Raw genomic sequence first — 13,690 nt, 5'->3', positions numbered from 1 at the left:
CACAATGGGACATTGCGCCGTCCTTTGGCACCACGCCGTCGTGCAGACGAGGTACGGGGAGGGTTCTTATGCCGGTGTCGGGTGAATTCGCCGAATGGGCCACAGAACTGACGATGCGTCATGTCCCGGTGCCGGTACGACGGGCGGCCGGTCGGCGGATCCTGACCGCGATCGCGGCCGGGGTCGGCGCGGCGCGCGTGGGCCTGGTGGACCCCGCCGTACACGTCGCCGTCGGGATCGGCGGCCCACCGGAGGCGGAACTCATCGGGCACGCCGCGGGCCGGCTCGCGGCGCCCGCCGCCGCGCTCGCGAACGGCATGCTGATCGGCGCGGCACGGCCCGAACCCGATGGCGCGGGTGGGGTGATGGCCGTGGTGCTGCCGGTGGCCATGGCGGTCGGCCAGGAGGTCAAGGCGCGCGGCGACGAGGTGTTGCTCGCGGTGATCGCCGGGCACGAGATGGCCTGCCGGTTGGCCGCGCCGGACGGTTCGCGCTCGGTCGGGGTGCTCGGCGCGGCGCTCGCGGCGGCCCGGCTGATGACGCTGGACCGGTGCCGAGTCCGGGACGCGGTGGGCATCGCGGGGGAGTTCGCGGGTGCGCCGAACGGCACCGGCGGCACCCCCGGGCTCACCACCGGGATCGCGGCCGGCAACGCGATCATCGCCGCGCGACTGGCCGCGTCCGGCGCGAACGGCCCCGTCGGCGGGATCGACGAGTTGTGTCGGGCCTGGCGGCTGCGACCGGAACGGGTGCTCGGCGGGCTGGGGGGCGAGTGGGTCGGCGAGCCGCATCCGGCGGCGAAGACCACGGACTACCAGTTCGACCTGGAGACCTGCGAACGTCTCGGCGGCAGCCGCCGCGACGCCCGAGCCCTGGTCGCCGAGATCCGCGCGCTCGCCTTCGCCCCGTCCCTCGACTCGATCCTGGCCCTGACGGTGCGGGTGGCCGCGGGCACCTGAGCCGGCCGGAACCCGCCCACCGGGTCGAGCCGCCCGGCGTCGGGGCGATGGTCGGCCGTCGGGCGACGGCGGTCGAACGAAGCGGGCGGAGCCGATCCGGTTCGTGCGTCGACCACGCGGGATCGGCCCGCTGCTCGGCTATGCGCCCGTGCCCGGTGTCCCGCGGCCCGGGGCGCCGCGGAAGGCGGCGCGGTAGTCCCTCGGGGCGACACCGACGTGCCGGGTGAAGTGTTGGCGCAGGGCCAGGGGGGAGCCGAAGCCGCAGTGCCGGGCGATGGCGGTGATCGAGAGGTCGCCGATCTCCAGGAGGCGCTGCGCGGCCAGCACCCGCTGGGTGGACAACCAGCGCAGCGGCGAGGTGCCCGTGCTGCGTGCGAAGTGGCGGGCGAAGCTGCGTTCGGACATGCCGGCCAGGGCGGACAACTCGGCGACGGTCCAGGGGTGGCGCAGGTCGTCCAGGACCCGGCCGCGCAGTCGACCGAGGCCGTCGTCCGGGGCGGCGGGCGAGGCCGGTACCGGGTTGTTGACGAACTGGGCCTGGCCGCCCGAGCGGAAGGGCGCGGTCACCATCGTGCGGGCGATCTCCATGGCGGCGGTCGCGCCGTGGTCGACGCGGACCAGGTGCAGGCACAGGTCGATGCCGGCCGCCGAGCCGGCCGAGGTCCAGATCGAACCGTCGCCGACGAACAGGACGTTGGCGTCCACGGTGACGGCCGGGTATTGGTCGGCCAGGTCGTCGGTGTCCAGCCAGTGTGCCGTCGCGCGCCGTCCGTCCAGCAGGCCGGCGGCGGCGAGCACGAAGGCACCCGAGCACAACGAGGCGATCGTGGCGCCCCGTTCGTGCGCGGACCGCAGGGCCCGCAGCACGTCGTCGGGGAAGGTGTCGCGCCTCGGCACGACCCGGTGTTCGTTGCCCGGGACGATCACGAGATCGCACTCGTCGAGGCCGTCCAGGTCGTAGTCGGGAATGCAGAAGACGCCGGCCCCCAGATTCACCCCGGCGCGTTGCGGGCCGCACACCCGAAGCTCGAAGGCCGGGACGCCCCGGTCGGTGCGATCGACTCCCCAGACCTCGAAGGCGACCGCGTATTCGAACACCCGTACCGGGTCGAACAGCAGAATCCCCACGCGCCGCATGGCGGCAACCTAACCCGCCCGGCGTGGATGCCACCACGGACCGGCCGGTGATCCGGTGGATCGGCCGGCCGGGCCGTGGTCCGCGCGAGCGCTCGGGCGACGAGCGGCTCCTCGTTCCCGATCCGTCCCGCGACGTCCGGGTCCTGTCCGTTCCCGCGGCAGGCTCCGGGCGCATCCTTGGTGCGACTCGCGCCCATCCGCCCCGTGACCGATGGGATCGAGCGGCCGGATCGGCGTACCGCACACCCCGGGAAGGTCCTCGGGGCCGAGGTGTGTGGCGGCTTCCGGCTCGCCTTCGATCCTTGTCGCTGTCGTGGGGTCGAGGTGAGTGGCAGAAATGCCAACCATGGATGGATTTCTGCCACGCCCGGCGGGCGTACCCCGAGCCGGGACCACGGTCGGGGCGGAGGTGTGCACGAGACGGGTGCTCGTATGGCGGGTGCTCGTATGACGAGTGCGCAAGCGGAGGTGGGTGTCGACGCAGGTGTGCATAAGTTGTCCACAGCCTGTGGAAACTTTTGGGGGATGTCGGAGCTTCCTGTGGACAAGACGTGTCCCATGGTGGGCCGGGCCGGCCCCGGCGCGCCCCGGTGACACGCCGTCAGACGCCCTTGCGCGCCGGCACCTCGTCCGGTTCCAGCCGGCGCATGTCGGCGAAGCCGTCACCCGTGGAGTAGCTGTCCTCGCACAGCACGAGCGCGTCGGCGTCGAAGCCCCACACGATCGCCATTTGCGTTTCGTACAGGTAGAACGCGTCGACGTCCGGCACGGACCGGCCCATTCCGGCCAGGATCCGTCCCGGATAGGCGATCCGCAGGATGCCCTCGGTCACCACGGTGTCCTGATCCACCGTCAGGCGGTCGATGTGGTGCGCGAGTCGGCCGCAGTCGTTGTCGACCACGGCACGATAGAACTCGCGGACCTCGGCGTGACTCTTGGGGGCGCGATCCACCGGGGAAGCGCCCCACTGGTGGTAGACGGCCCGCGGCGAGACGGTGGCCATCAGGGCGTCCAGGTCGCCTTCGTGCTCGGCGCGCATGTGCGCAATCAGGGTGGTCAGGATCGCCTGCCGGCGCGGATCGTTCTCCGCCGCCAGGCGTTTCTCGGCGAGTTCCCACGTGCGTCGCGCGTCGATGAGCCCGGTCATGTGTCCACCCTCCGCCGGTCGTTGTGTCTCCCGACACCTTGCATCGAAGTAGTGCAATGCAAATCGCATGCGTGGCACACCTGAATCCGCCCGAGTGGCACACCGGTGGTTCCGCCCGGTGCGGCGTGCGTGTTCCGGACGACGAGGTGGCGACAGATGAGCGACGCGGGCGAAGTGCGGGACGCCAAAGCGATGTTCGACCTGAGCGGCCGGGCGATCGCGGTGGCCACCCATTGCGGCGATCTCGATCGATTGGCGCGCTGGTGGACACGACCGTCGCGCACTTCGGCGGCATCGACATCGTGCTCGACAACGCCGCGAACGAACCGGCGCAACCGGTCGGCGAGATCACCCCCGCCGCGGGCAGCTTCATGACCGGACGGATCGCCGGCATCGACGGCGGGCCGACCGTGCAGTGAGCCGGGTACCGCCCGGGTCGGGCGCGACTCGCTCGGTCGCGCGCGGCTCAGTCGAGCGCGGTGGCGCCGATCACCGGGACGAGTGCGTCCGGAAGCGGGTACACCGGCTCGGCCGGCACGGCCGCGGCGGCCGCGGCCAGGTCACCGGCGCGGACCAGATCGTGCACCCGGTGCGCGAGCGCGGTCACGTCGGTGATCCGGCGCGTCCACTCGTCGGCGTAGGCGCGCGTCGCCCACCCGGCCAGGCCGAGCTGCAACGAACGATGCGCCAACGGCCGCAGGGTCAGGTCGCGTTCGGGGTCCCATTGGATTCGCACCGTGGTCGCGTGCAGCCGCCGACCCCACGTGTCCCGGTCCGGATAGGTGGTGTGGTCGTAGTGGCTCAGACACGCCCCGGCGAGCGCGGCCTCGAAGCCCTCGCGGCTGATCTCCAGGGCCAGCACCCGCTCCTGCTTGGGCTTGGTCGCCCATCCGCTGCGGTACATCATCCAGGTGAAGCTGGGCTTGACCCAGGTCATCCGCTCCCGACTCCAGGTGTCCGGAAACCGCTGCCCCCGGATGGCCGCGTCGGCGATCTGCGGCTTGTACGCCTGGTACACCGTGACGGTGTCGTCGGCGTACGCGGCGCGGATCTGTCGGTTCGGTATTTCCATGTCCGCAGTCTGTTCGCCCCACCCGACCCGCGACCAATCGTTTTCCCACCGGCCCACCGGCCCACCGGCCCACCGGCCCACCGGCCCACCGGCCCACCGGCCGTCGCCGCGAAGCGGCCAAGTCCGGCCCCACCCGCCCCCGCTCGGGTGGAGCCTGCTCGGGCGGGGCTCAGCCGTCCTCGCCGGGCGGTGTGCCGCAACTCGGGCCGCCGGGTCCGTCGAACTGCACCGAACCGAAGAAGTCCCGGTAGGTGGGGAAGAAGTTGCCCTTGCCGGTCGGGCCGGCGGAGGTCACGGCCGTGCAGCCGGTGAAGTTCGCGTCGGACCAGAGGTAGATGGTCGAGGGGGTCCGGTTCCAATCCGACTTGGCCCGGTCGTTCATGCCGAGCGCCGCGAGATCCGGGGTGCTCGTCCTCAGTGTGATCATGTCGCCGGTCCCGTCGAGGCCCGAGAACATGCAGTAGTAGCCGTCGGGGCACCGGTCGTATCCGTCGGCGGCGTGCGCCGCGGAGACCGGTGCGGCGGTGGCGGTCGCGGCGGCCACCGCCACGAGCAGTACGGAGAACTTCTTCCTCATCGACGCTCCTCGGCCGAGATGTCCTGAACTCCTGACACCAGGCCAAACGGTCCGATGGCCCGGAGGACACGGCCGCCGCGGTCGGGGTCGACGGAGGTGTGATCCCGCCTCCAAAAAATGCTTGATATTGACAAGCGATCGCGAGTCGGAGAGATTCGATGTTGCCGGGCGACACGCGTTCCCGGTCCGTATCGATGTGCAGCGCGGGGCAGACCCGACCGCGACCCTTCCGTGCCCGGCGGGCGTCGACCCGCGTCGCGACCACGCGATCCACGCACGTGAAGGAGCAGCGACGTGCATCTCGCCCCGACCCCAGCGCAGGACGCTCTGCGGGCAGAACTGCGGGACTATTTCACCCGCCTGATCACCCCCGACGTCCGCGCGGAACTCGACCGCGAGGGCGAGGGAGGCGGCCCCACCACCCGACGGGTGCGCCGGCAACTGGGCGCCGACGGCTGGCTCGGCATCGGTTGGCCGGCCGAGTACGGCGGCCAGGGCAAGGGCCCGGAGATGCAGTTCATCTTCTTCGACGAGGCGTACCGCGCCGGCGCGCCGGTCTCCATGGTCACCCTGAACACCGTCGGCCCGACCCTGATGAAGTTCGGCACCGAGGCGCAGAAGAGCTACTACCTGCCGAGGATCCTCGCCGGCGAGATCATCTTCGCGATCGGCTACAGCGAGCCCTCGGCCGGCACCGACCTGGCGTCGCTGCGCACCCGTGCGGTGCGCGAGGGCGACGAGTGGGTGATCAACGGGCAGAAGATCTTCACCTCGACCGCCCAGGGCGCCGACTGGATCTGGCTCGCCTGCCGCACCGACGTGGACGCCCCCAAGCACAAGGGCATCACGATGATCCTGGTGCCCACCAGCGACCCGGGCTTCTCCTGGACCCCGATCGTCACCGTCGGCGGGATGACCACGACGGCCACGTACTACGACAACATCCGGGTGCCCTACGACAACCTGGTGTTCGAGGAGAACTCGGGCTGGAAGCTGCTCACCAACCAGCTCAACCACGAGCGGGTCGCGCTCGCGGCCCTGGGCATGCAGGCCGAGGACTTCTTCGCCGAGGTGCTGGAATGGGCCCGCGAGACCGAGATCGAGCCGGGCGTCAAGGTGGTCGACCAGCCGTGGGTCCAGCTCAAGTTCGCCGAGACCTACGCCCGACTGTCCGCCGTTCGGATGTTCAGCTGGCGGCTCGTGCACGACGTCGGCAACAACACGCTCAACGCGGGTGACGCGTCGGGCGTGAAGTTCTTCGGCACCGAGGGTGCCATCGAGGTGTATCGCAACCTGATGGAGATCGTCGGCCCGGACGCGACCCTGCGACCCAAGTCGCCCGGCGCGTTCAGCGACGGCCTCCTGGAGGCGATGAACCGCCGCGCGCAGATCAACACCTTCGGCGGCGGCGTCAGCGAGGTCCAGCGCGAGATCGTCGCCATGGTTCGCCTTGGCATGACCCGAGTGAAGCGGTGAAGGACGACATGACCGACCCCAACAGCCAGGACAAGGCCGCCTTCCTCGCGGTCGTCAAGAAGTACGAGGGTGTGCACGACGTCTCCGGCGTGCTCGCGCTCGACCCGGTCAACGGGCCGATGATTCGGCACTGGGCCGAGGCCATGGGCGACACGAACCCGGTGTACACCGACCCCGAGGCCGCCGCCCGCACCCACTTCGGCGAGGTGGTCGCGCCCGCGACCATGCTCCAGGTGTGGATCATGCGCGGCCTGGAGGGCGGCGCCCCGGCGAACTCGGCGACCGGCGAGCTGTACAAACACTTCACCGACAACGGCTTCGGCTCGGTGGTGGCCACCAACTGCGAGCAGGAGTACCTGCGCCCGCTGCGCCTGGGCGAGGTGGTGCAGTACGACCAGCTGATCGAGACCGTCTCCGACGAGAAGACCACCGGCCTGGGCACCGGCCACTTCATCACCACACTGACCAACGTCTACGTCGACGGCGAGGCCGGCCGCGAACTGGTCGGCACGCACCGCTTCCGGATCCTGCGCTACACCCCGCACAAGAAGAAGGCCAAGGCCGCGCCGCCCGCCGAGCGGCCGCTGCGCCCGCGCAAGGTGGTCAACAAGGACAACCAGGCGTACTGGGACGGTGTGGACGCCGGGAAGCTGTTGTTCCAGAAGTGCGCCGCCTGCGCCACCCCGCGCTTCCCGTTCGCGCCCGGCTGCAACAACTGCGCGTCGCTCGAATGGCAGACCGTCGAGTCCACCGGCAAGGGCGTCGTGTACTCGCACGTCACGATGCACTACCCGAAGTTCCCGGCGTTCGACATGCCGTACGCGGTCGGCCTGATCGAACTCGAGGAAGGCGTCCGGATGCTGGGCAACGTGCTCGGCGTCCCGCACGACGAGGTCCGCATCGGGATGCCGGTCGAGCTGGAATTCGTCACCCACGACGCCGAGCTGACCGTGCCCGCGTTCCGAGCGGTTGGGGAGAACTGATGGACTTCAACCTCACCGAGGACCAGCGCGAGCTGTCCTCGCTGGCCGAACGCATCCTCGCCGACCAGTCCACGGACGAGCGGCTGAAGAAGCTCACGCACTCCGGCGCGGACCTGGACACCGAGTTGTGGGGCAAGATCGCCGAGGCCGGTCTGGTCGGCGCGCTCGTCGAGGAACGGCACGGCGGCGGCGACCTGGGCCTGGTCGGCCTAGCCCTGCTGTTGGAGCAACAGGGCCGGTTCACCGCGCAGATCCCGCTGCTCGACACGGTCGTGTACGGGCTGCTCCCGCTGCTGCGGTTCGGCTCGGACGAGCTGATCGAACGCGACCTGCCCGGGCTCCTGGACGGCTCGCGGATCGTGGCCGGCGCGCTCGCCGAGGTCGGCGCGGGACTGCCCGCCGTACCCAAGGTGACCGCGCGACGGGACGGAGCCGGCTATCGCCTGGACGGCGACAAGCGCGCGGTGGCCTGGCTCACCGTCGCCCACCGGATCCTGGTCACCGCGTCGCTCGACGGCGCGCTCGCGGTGTTCACCGTGGACGCGGACGCCGCCGGGGTCGAGATCGAGGCCGCGCCGACCACCGCGCCGTGGGCGTCGGGCAACCTGCGACTGACCGACGCGCCCGCCCGGCCGGTCGGCACCGTCGAGGACGGCCCCGAGGTCGCCGCGTGGATCGTCGACCGCGCGCGCGTCGCGCTGGCGGCCCAGCAACTGGGCGTGTGCGAGCGCGGCCTGGCCCGCACGGTCGAACACGTGAACGCCCGCGAGCAGTTCGGCAAGCCGCTGTCCACCAAGCAGGGCGTGATGTTGCGCGCCGCCGAGGCGTACATGGACACCGAGGCCATCCGGGTCACCACGCTGGAGGCCGCGTGGCGGATGGACCGGGGCGAGGCGGCCACCGAACAGGCACTGGTCGCCCGCTGGTTCGCCTCCGAGGCGGGCAAGCGTGTGGTGCACGCGTGTCAGCACCTGCACGGCGGCACCGGCTCCGACGTCGACCACCCCATCCACCGCCACTTCCTCTGGGGCCGTCAGATCGACGTGACCCTGGGCAGCGGCATCCAACAGCTCGCCGCGCTCGGCAAGCTGCTCGCCCACGTGCCCGCCCAGGGAGGCAGCCGATGACCACCGAGGACCTCGTGAGCCGGACCCACGCGCAGGTGTCCGTCGGCGACGAACTGCCGCCGCTGGCCATTCCGCTGACCCGCACGCTGATCGTGTCGACCGCGCTGGCCACCCGCGACTTCCAGGACGTGCACCACGATCCGCAACTCGCGGCGGACAAGGGCTCGCCGGACATCTTCATGAACATCCTGACCAGCAACGGCCTGGTCGGGCGCTACATCACCGACTGGGCGGGCCCCGAGACCGAACTGCGCAAGGTCGCGATCCGGCTCGGCGCGCCCAACTACCCCGGCGACACCATGACCCTGACCGGCACGGTGACCGCCAAGACCACCGCCGAGGACGGCACCTCGCTCGTGGAGATCGCCGTCGTCGGCGCCAACAAGCTCGGCAACCACGTCACCGGCACGGTCACGGTGAAGCTGCCGGAAGGAGCCGAAGCGTGAGCCTCAAGCACGCCGACAATCTGCGCGGCAAGACCGCCATCGCCGGGATCGGCGCGACCGAGTTCTCCAAGGAGTCCGGTCGCAGCGAGCTGCGCCTGGCCGTCGAGGCGGTCGGCGCCGCGCTCGACGACGCCGGGATCGCGCCGTCCGAGGTGGACGGCCTGGTCAGCTTCACCATGGACACCAACCCCGAGATCGCGGTCGCCGCGGCGGCCGGGATCGGCGACCTGACCTTCTTCAGCCGGATCCACTACGGCGGCGGCGCGGCCTGCGCCACCGTCGCGCAAGCCGCGATGGCGGTCTCGAGCGGGGTCGCGGACGTGGTGGTCTGCTACCGCGCGTTCAACGAGCGCTCCGGTCGCCGGTTCGGCTCCGGCGTACTCCAGCGCGACCCCACCGTCGAGGGCGTGGGCCTGGGGTGGAACATGCCGCACGGCCTGCTCACCCCGGCCTCGTGGGTGGCCATGTTCGCGCAGCGATACCTGCACGTGTACGGCGCGACCACCGAAGCGTTCGGCCACGTCGCGGTCGCCGACCGCAAGCACGCCGCGAACAACCCGAAGGCGTACTTCCACGGCAAGCCGATCACGCTCGAGGACCACCAGAACTCGCGCTGGATCGTCGAGCCGATGCGGTTGCTCGACTGCTGCCAGGAGACCGACGGCGCGCAGGCGATCGTGGTCGTCAGTGCCGAGCGTGCCAAGGACCTGCGGCAGAAGCCCGCGATCATCAACGCGGCCGCACAGGGCGCGGGTCGCCTCCAGGACCAGATGACCAGCTTCTACCGGGACGAGATGACCGGTCTCGCCGAGATGGGCGTGGTCGCCAAGCAGTTGTGGCAGACCTCGGGGCTGACCCCCGACGACATCCAGACGGCGGTGCTCTACGACCACTTCACCCCGTTCGTGCTGATGCAGTTGGAGGAGTTCGGCTTCTGCGGGCGCGGCGAGGCGCCGGCGTTCGTCGCGAACGGCGGGCTGGAACTGGGCGGCAAGCTGCCCACGAACACGCACGGCGGCCAACTGGGCGAGGCGTACCTGCACGGGATGAACGGCATCGCCGAGGGTGTCCGGCAGATCCGCGGCAGCTCGGTCAACCAGGTCGAGAACGTGCACAACGTGCTGGTGACGGCGGGTACCGGGGTGCCGACTTCGGGGCTGGTGCTGGGCGTCGAGTAGGCGGGGGCGGGCGGGGGCGGTGGGCGCGACCGAAGCGGCCGGATGCCACCGGATCGGGCGCCGCCCGTGCCGCGCGCCCGTGCCGCCCGGGTGCCGCCTTGCCGGTGCCGCCCGGTGCCGTTCGCCCGGACCGCCCGGTGCCGCTTTGCCTGGGCCGCTCGGGTGACGCGTCGGCGCGTCGCCCGAGCGGTCCGGCGGATCCGCCGGACGCGGTGCGCAGCGTGGTGGGACGTCCTTTCCCACCACGCCGGGAGGCACCGTGCGCCCTTCGCTCACCCGTCGTATCGCCTCGGCCGTGTTGCTCACCGCCGTGCTCGGCCTGTTGCCGGCCGGGCTCGCCGAGGGTGCCCGCGCACGTTCGGGACAGCCCTTCTTCGTCGACGGGCCGGGCTTCGACACGTGCGAGACACCGACCGTGGAGACCATGCAGGCCTGGCGGGACTCGCCGTACAAGGTGGTCGGGATCTATGTCGCGGGCGACAACCGCGCCTGCCGGAGCAGCCGGTTGACCCGCGACTGGGTCACCGCCGTACATCGCCAGGGCTGGGACTTCCTGCCGATCCAGGTGGGCCTCCAGGCGCCCTGCTCGCAGTCCGGCAAGCCGGGCAGGATCGACCCGGCGCGCGCCGCGGCGCAGGGCGTCGCGGAGGCCGACGACGTGGTGGACCGCAGCACCGCGCTCGGATTCAAGCGCGGCAGCGCGGTCTGGTACGACATGGAGGCGTACGACAACACCGACGCCGCCTGCCGGACCGCGGTGCTGGACTTCGTCTCCGCGTGGTCCGACCGGGTCCGCGAGCGCGGTTTCCTGGCCGGCTACTACAGCAGCCTCGACTCCGGCATCGCCGACCTGGTCGAGGCGGTCGACAAGCGCTCCGTCCCGGACGCGGTCTGGTACGCCCGCTGGGACGATCGCGCGGTCACCACCGGCGACGGCGCGCTCCCCGACGGCTATTGGCGCGACCGGCGCGTGCACCAGTACAGCGGCAACGTCACCGAGACCCACGGCGGCAAGAAGATGAACATCGACCGCAACGCGGTCGACGGACCGGTGGGCGTCTTCTGACCACCCGGTCCACGCGAGGTGACCACCACCACCGGGTCCACGCGGCGCGTGAGCGTCATTCCCGCGCGACGTGAGCACCGGTGCCGTGCGGCACGCCGGTCGGGCCGGGATCGGCCCGACCGGCGACGCCCGTGTCGACGGCTCAGCCCCGGTCGAGTTCGCTGACCTCCAGCGCCCCCTCGGCGTACTGGCTCCGGATCACCTTCTTGTCGAACTTGCCCACGCTGGTCTTGGGCACGGCGGTGATCAGGCTCCACCGCTCGGGCACCTGCCAGCGGGCCACCTTGCCCGCGAGATAGTCGCGCAGTTGCTCGATCGTGGTCTCCGCGCCCTCGCGCAGCACGACCGTGGCCAACGGGCGCTCGCCCCACTTGTCGTCGGGCACGCCCACCACGGCCGCCTCGACCACGTCGTCGTGACCCATCAGGGTGTTCTCCAGCTCGACCGACGAGATCCACTCGCCGCCCGACTTGATCACGTCCTTGGCCCGGTCGGTCAGCCGCAGGAAGCCGTCGGCGGTGATCGTGCCGACGTCGCCGGTACACAACCAGCCGTCCTTGAATCGGCCGCCGCCGCCGGCGTCCACCGATCCCTCGTCGCCGATGTAGGCACCCGCGATCCACGGACCGCGCACCAGCAGTTCGCCGACCGCCTCGCCGTCGAGCGGGACGTCGACACCGTCCGGACCGACCAGTCGGGCCTGCACCGAGGCGGGCAGCCGCCCCTGGGAGATCCGGTACGGGAACGCCTCGTCGCCGGTGAGCCCGGCCGGCGGGCGGGCCACCGAGCCCAGTGGCGAGGTCTCGGTCATCCCCCAGGCGTGGATGATCCGCACTCCGTGCCGTTCCTCGAACGCGTGCATCAGACCGGGCGGGCAGGCCGAGCCGCCCACCACGACCTCCTTCAGCGAGGACACGTCGGTCTTGTGCACGTCGAGGTGGTCGAGCAGGCCGGTCCAGATGGTCGGCACCGCGGCGGCGAACGTCGGCCGCTCGGCGGCGATCATCGTGGCCAGCGGCTCCGCCTGGAGGAACCGGTCGGGCATCAGGATCGACGCGCCGCACAACATCGCCGCGTACGGCAGGCCCCACGCGTTGACGTGGAACATCGGCACCACCGGTAGCAGCATGTCCCCGGAGCCCAGGCCGAAGCCCTCCATCGAGCACACCTGCATGCTGTGCAGGTAGGTCGAACGGTGGCTGTACACCACGCCCTTGGGGTTGCCCGTGGTGCCGGAGGTGTAACACATCGCCGCGCCCTGCCGCTCGTCGATGTCCTCGGCCCAGTCGAACTCGGTCGGCCGTCCGGCGAGCAGGTCGTCGTAGCGGTGCACCTGCTTGCCGCAATCCGCGAGCGGAGCCAGATCGGTGTCGGCGCCGGTGACCACGACGTGTTCGATGGTCCGGAGCTGGGACAGCAGGGGTGCGGCCAGTGCCGCGAGCGAGCCGTCCAGCACCAGCACCCGGTCGTCGGCGTGGTTGGCGATGTAGATCAACTGCTCGGGCGGCAGCCGCAGGTTGAGCGTGTGCAGCACCGCGCCCATCGACGGGATCGCGAGGTAGCACTCCAGGTGCTCCTGGTTGTTCCACAGGAAGGTGGCGACCCGCTCGTCGCCGGTGATGCCGAGCTCGCGCAGGCCGTGGGCGAGTTGCGCGGAGCGCCGACCGACCTCCGCGTAGGTGGCCCGCCTGGGCGCGCCGCCGGTCCAGGTCACCACCTCCGAACCGCCGTGCACCGTGGTGCCGTGTCGCATTATGCGAGCGATCGTCAAGGGCACGTCCTGCATCGTGCTCAGCACTGTGTGGCCTCCCTGCATTCGCCGGACGGGGACCGGTCGAGGTGAAGGGATTCTTTCTCGCGGATCGGGTGGTTGTCAGCCCCCGGAGCGTGCGCTTCCATATGCGCGTCGAGCGCCGGACCACGCGCCCGGCACGATCCGCCGTGCGCCCATACGGGTGAACCAGGCGTGGCGATCGGCCGATCGGACCAGTCGAACGGAAGAATGCGACGGTGTCCCGGTTGCACCGATGACACATCGTTTTCGGTGGAACGCCGCGAGCATTCGGTAATTCCCGCTTTTCCGCTCTTCCGGAGGGGGACCGGCGAGCCCTCGGCTTCCCCTTGGAGGGCGCCCCATGTACCCGCTGGAGGTGCGGTCCGAACCGCACCGACCGTACGACGTCGTGCTGCCGGACGCGCTCGGCCATCCCGTGCTCGGCTTCCGGGACGGCTATTGGTTCCGGCTCGATCGCGACGGGCCGCCGCGTCCGTTGTGCGCGCGCACCGCGATCATCGGACATCCGGAGTCCGCCGGGCCTATCGTGCAGGTCATGTGTTGGTGGATGCGGGAACACCACGACCACCCCCAGGCGATGGATCTCGCCACCGAACTGGCGTTGACCGTCGGCGAGATGAGTCGCCGGCTGCATGCCCAGGGGCCGGCGGCATGGTGAGGCGCTGCGGGTCGGTGCGGATACGGCGGGTGCCGTGCGGCCCTCGGGTGCCGGCGGTCCGGGTGCGGT

General features: G+C 71.1%; 14 protein-coding genes. 9 read left to right on the top strand and 5 right to left on the bottom strand.

Annotated features, from left to right (window positions below; all coding sequences use genetic code 11):
- The first annotated feature begins 68 nt into the window (after positions 1 to 68).
- The gene (locus tag ACIRL2_RS25300) at positions 69 to 959 is read left to right on the top strand and encodes an MmgE/PrpD family protein (RefSeq protein ID WP_395867546.1); all 891 of its coding nucleotides are present in this window, start codon (positions 69 to 71) and stop codon (positions 957 to 959) included.
- Between the two features lie 138 nt (positions 960 to 1,097).
- Here the strand turns inward: ACIRL2_RS25300 and ACIRL2_RS25295 are convergent, their stop codons facing one another.
- Positions 1,098 to 2,096, bottom strand: coding sequence for a GlxA family transcriptional regulator (locus tag ACIRL2_RS25295; protein WP_402234654.1), 999 nt, complete (start codon positions 2,094 to 2,096; stop codon positions 1,098 to 1,100).
- A gap of 601 nt (positions 2,097 to 2,697) precedes the next feature.
- The gene (locus tag ACIRL2_RS25290) at positions 2,698 to 3,243 is read right to left on the bottom strand and encodes a nuclear transport factor 2 family protein (RefSeq protein WP_395867542.1); all 546 of its coding nucleotides are present in this window, start codon (positions 3,241 to 3,243) and stop codon (positions 2,698 to 2,700) included.
- Positions 3,244 to 3,506: 263 nt separating this feature from the next.
- Here ACIRL2_RS25290 and ACIRL2_RS25285 point away from each other — a divergent pair, with 263 nt between their 5' ends.
- A complete protein-coding gene (locus ACIRL2_RS25285) occupies positions 3,507 to 3,662 on the top strand; it encodes a hypothetical protein (RefSeq protein ID WP_395867540.1) in 156 nt (51 codons plus the stop codon).
- Between the two features lie 47 nt (positions 3,663 to 3,709).
- Here the strand turns inward: ACIRL2_RS25285 and ACIRL2_RS25280 are convergent, their stop codons facing one another.
- Together ACIRL2_RS25280 and ACIRL2_RS25275 are read right to left on the bottom strand one after the other, a co-directional pair.
- Entirely contained in the window at positions 3,710 to 4,315 is a 606-nt protein-coding gene (locus ACIRL2_RS25280; protein ID WP_402234652.1) for a DUF4291 domain-containing protein, read from the bottom strand.
- A 169-nt stretch (positions 4,316 to 4,484) separates the two neighbouring features.
- Positions 4,485 to 4,892, bottom strand: coding sequence for a peptidase inhibitor family I36 protein (locus ACIRL2_RS25275; RefSeq protein WP_395867536.1), 408 nt, complete (start codon positions 4,890 to 4,892; stop codon positions 4,485 to 4,487).
- Between the two features lie 294 nt (positions 4,893 to 5,186).
- Between ACIRL2_RS25275 and ACIRL2_RS25270 the strand changes: the two genes are divergently transcribed.
- From ACIRL2_RS25270 to ACIRL2_RS25245, 6 genes are all read left to right on the top strand, one after another.
- Positions 5,187 to 6,368: an acyl-CoA dehydrogenase family protein gene (locus ACIRL2_RS25270; RefSeq protein WP_395867534.1), complete on the top strand. Its 1,182-nt coding sequence runs from the start codon at positions 5,187 to 5,189 to the stop codon at positions 6,366 to 6,368.
- Between the two features lie 8 nt (positions 6,369 to 6,376).
- The gene (locus ACIRL2_RS25265; protein WP_395867532.1) at positions 6,377 to 7,351 is read left to right on the top strand and encodes a bifunctional MaoC family dehydratase N-terminal/OB-fold nucleic acid binding domain-containing protein; all 975 of its coding nucleotides are present in this window, start codon (positions 6,377 to 6,379) and stop codon (positions 7,349 to 7,351) included.
- Positions 7,351 to 8,478 (top strand): acyl-CoA dehydrogenase family protein, encoded by a 1,128-nt coding sequence (locus ACIRL2_RS25260; RefSeq protein ID WP_395867530.1) that lies wholly within the window; start codon positions 7,351 to 7,353, stop codon positions 8,476 to 8,478. The genes ACIRL2_RS25265 and ACIRL2_RS25260 overlap by 1 nt, the downstream gene beginning before the upstream one ends.
- The gene (locus tag ACIRL2_RS25255; RefSeq protein ID WP_395867528.1) at positions 8,475 to 8,924 is read left to right on the top strand and encodes a MaoC family dehydratase; all 450 of its coding nucleotides are present in this window, start codon (positions 8,475 to 8,477) and stop codon (positions 8,922 to 8,924) included. Before ACIRL2_RS25260 ends, ACIRL2_RS25255 begins: the two co-directional genes overlap by 4 nt.
- Positions 8,921 to 10,102 carry a lipid-transfer protein gene (locus ACIRL2_RS25250; RefSeq protein ID WP_395867526.1) on the top strand — a complete coding sequence of 394 codons (1,182 nt, stop codon included), beginning with the start codon at positions 8,921 to 8,923 and terminating at the stop codon, positions 10,100 to 10,102. The genes ACIRL2_RS25255 and ACIRL2_RS25250 overlap by 4 nt, the downstream gene beginning before the upstream one ends.
- 259 nt (positions 10,103 to 10,361) lie before the next feature.
- Complete coding sequence (locus ACIRL2_RS25245; protein ID WP_402234648.1) at positions 10,362 to 11,168, top strand: DUF1906 domain-containing protein; 807 nt, start codon at positions 10,362 to 10,364, stop codon at positions 11,166 to 11,168.
- Between the two features lie 142 nt (positions 11,169 to 11,310).
- Here ACIRL2_RS25245 and ACIRL2_RS25240 read toward each other — a convergent pair whose 3' ends face one another.
- A complete protein-coding gene (locus ACIRL2_RS25240) occupies positions 11,311 to 12,966 on the bottom strand; it encodes a long-chain fatty acid--CoA ligase (RefSeq protein WP_395867522.1) in 1,656 nt (551 codons plus the stop codon).
- Positions 12,967 to 13,303: 337 nt separating this feature from the next.
- On the opposite strand from ACIRL2_RS25240, the gene ACIRL2_RS25235 reads away from it, so the two are divergent.
- On the top strand, positions 13,304 to 13,621 hold the full coding sequence (locus ACIRL2_RS25235; RefSeq protein ID WP_391587367.1) for a hypothetical protein: 318 nt from the start codon (positions 13,304 to 13,306) through the stop codon (positions 13,619 to 13,621).
- Positions 13,622 to 13,690: the final 69 nt, after the last annotated feature.

The organism is Embleya sp. NPDC127516 (assembly GCF_044765325.1).
GTDB lineage: Bacteria > Actinomycetota > Actinomycetes > Streptomycetales > Streptomycetaceae > Embleya.
Note: the sequence above shows the minus strand (reverse complement) of the source record. Positions and strands in the feature narration are given on the sequence as shown.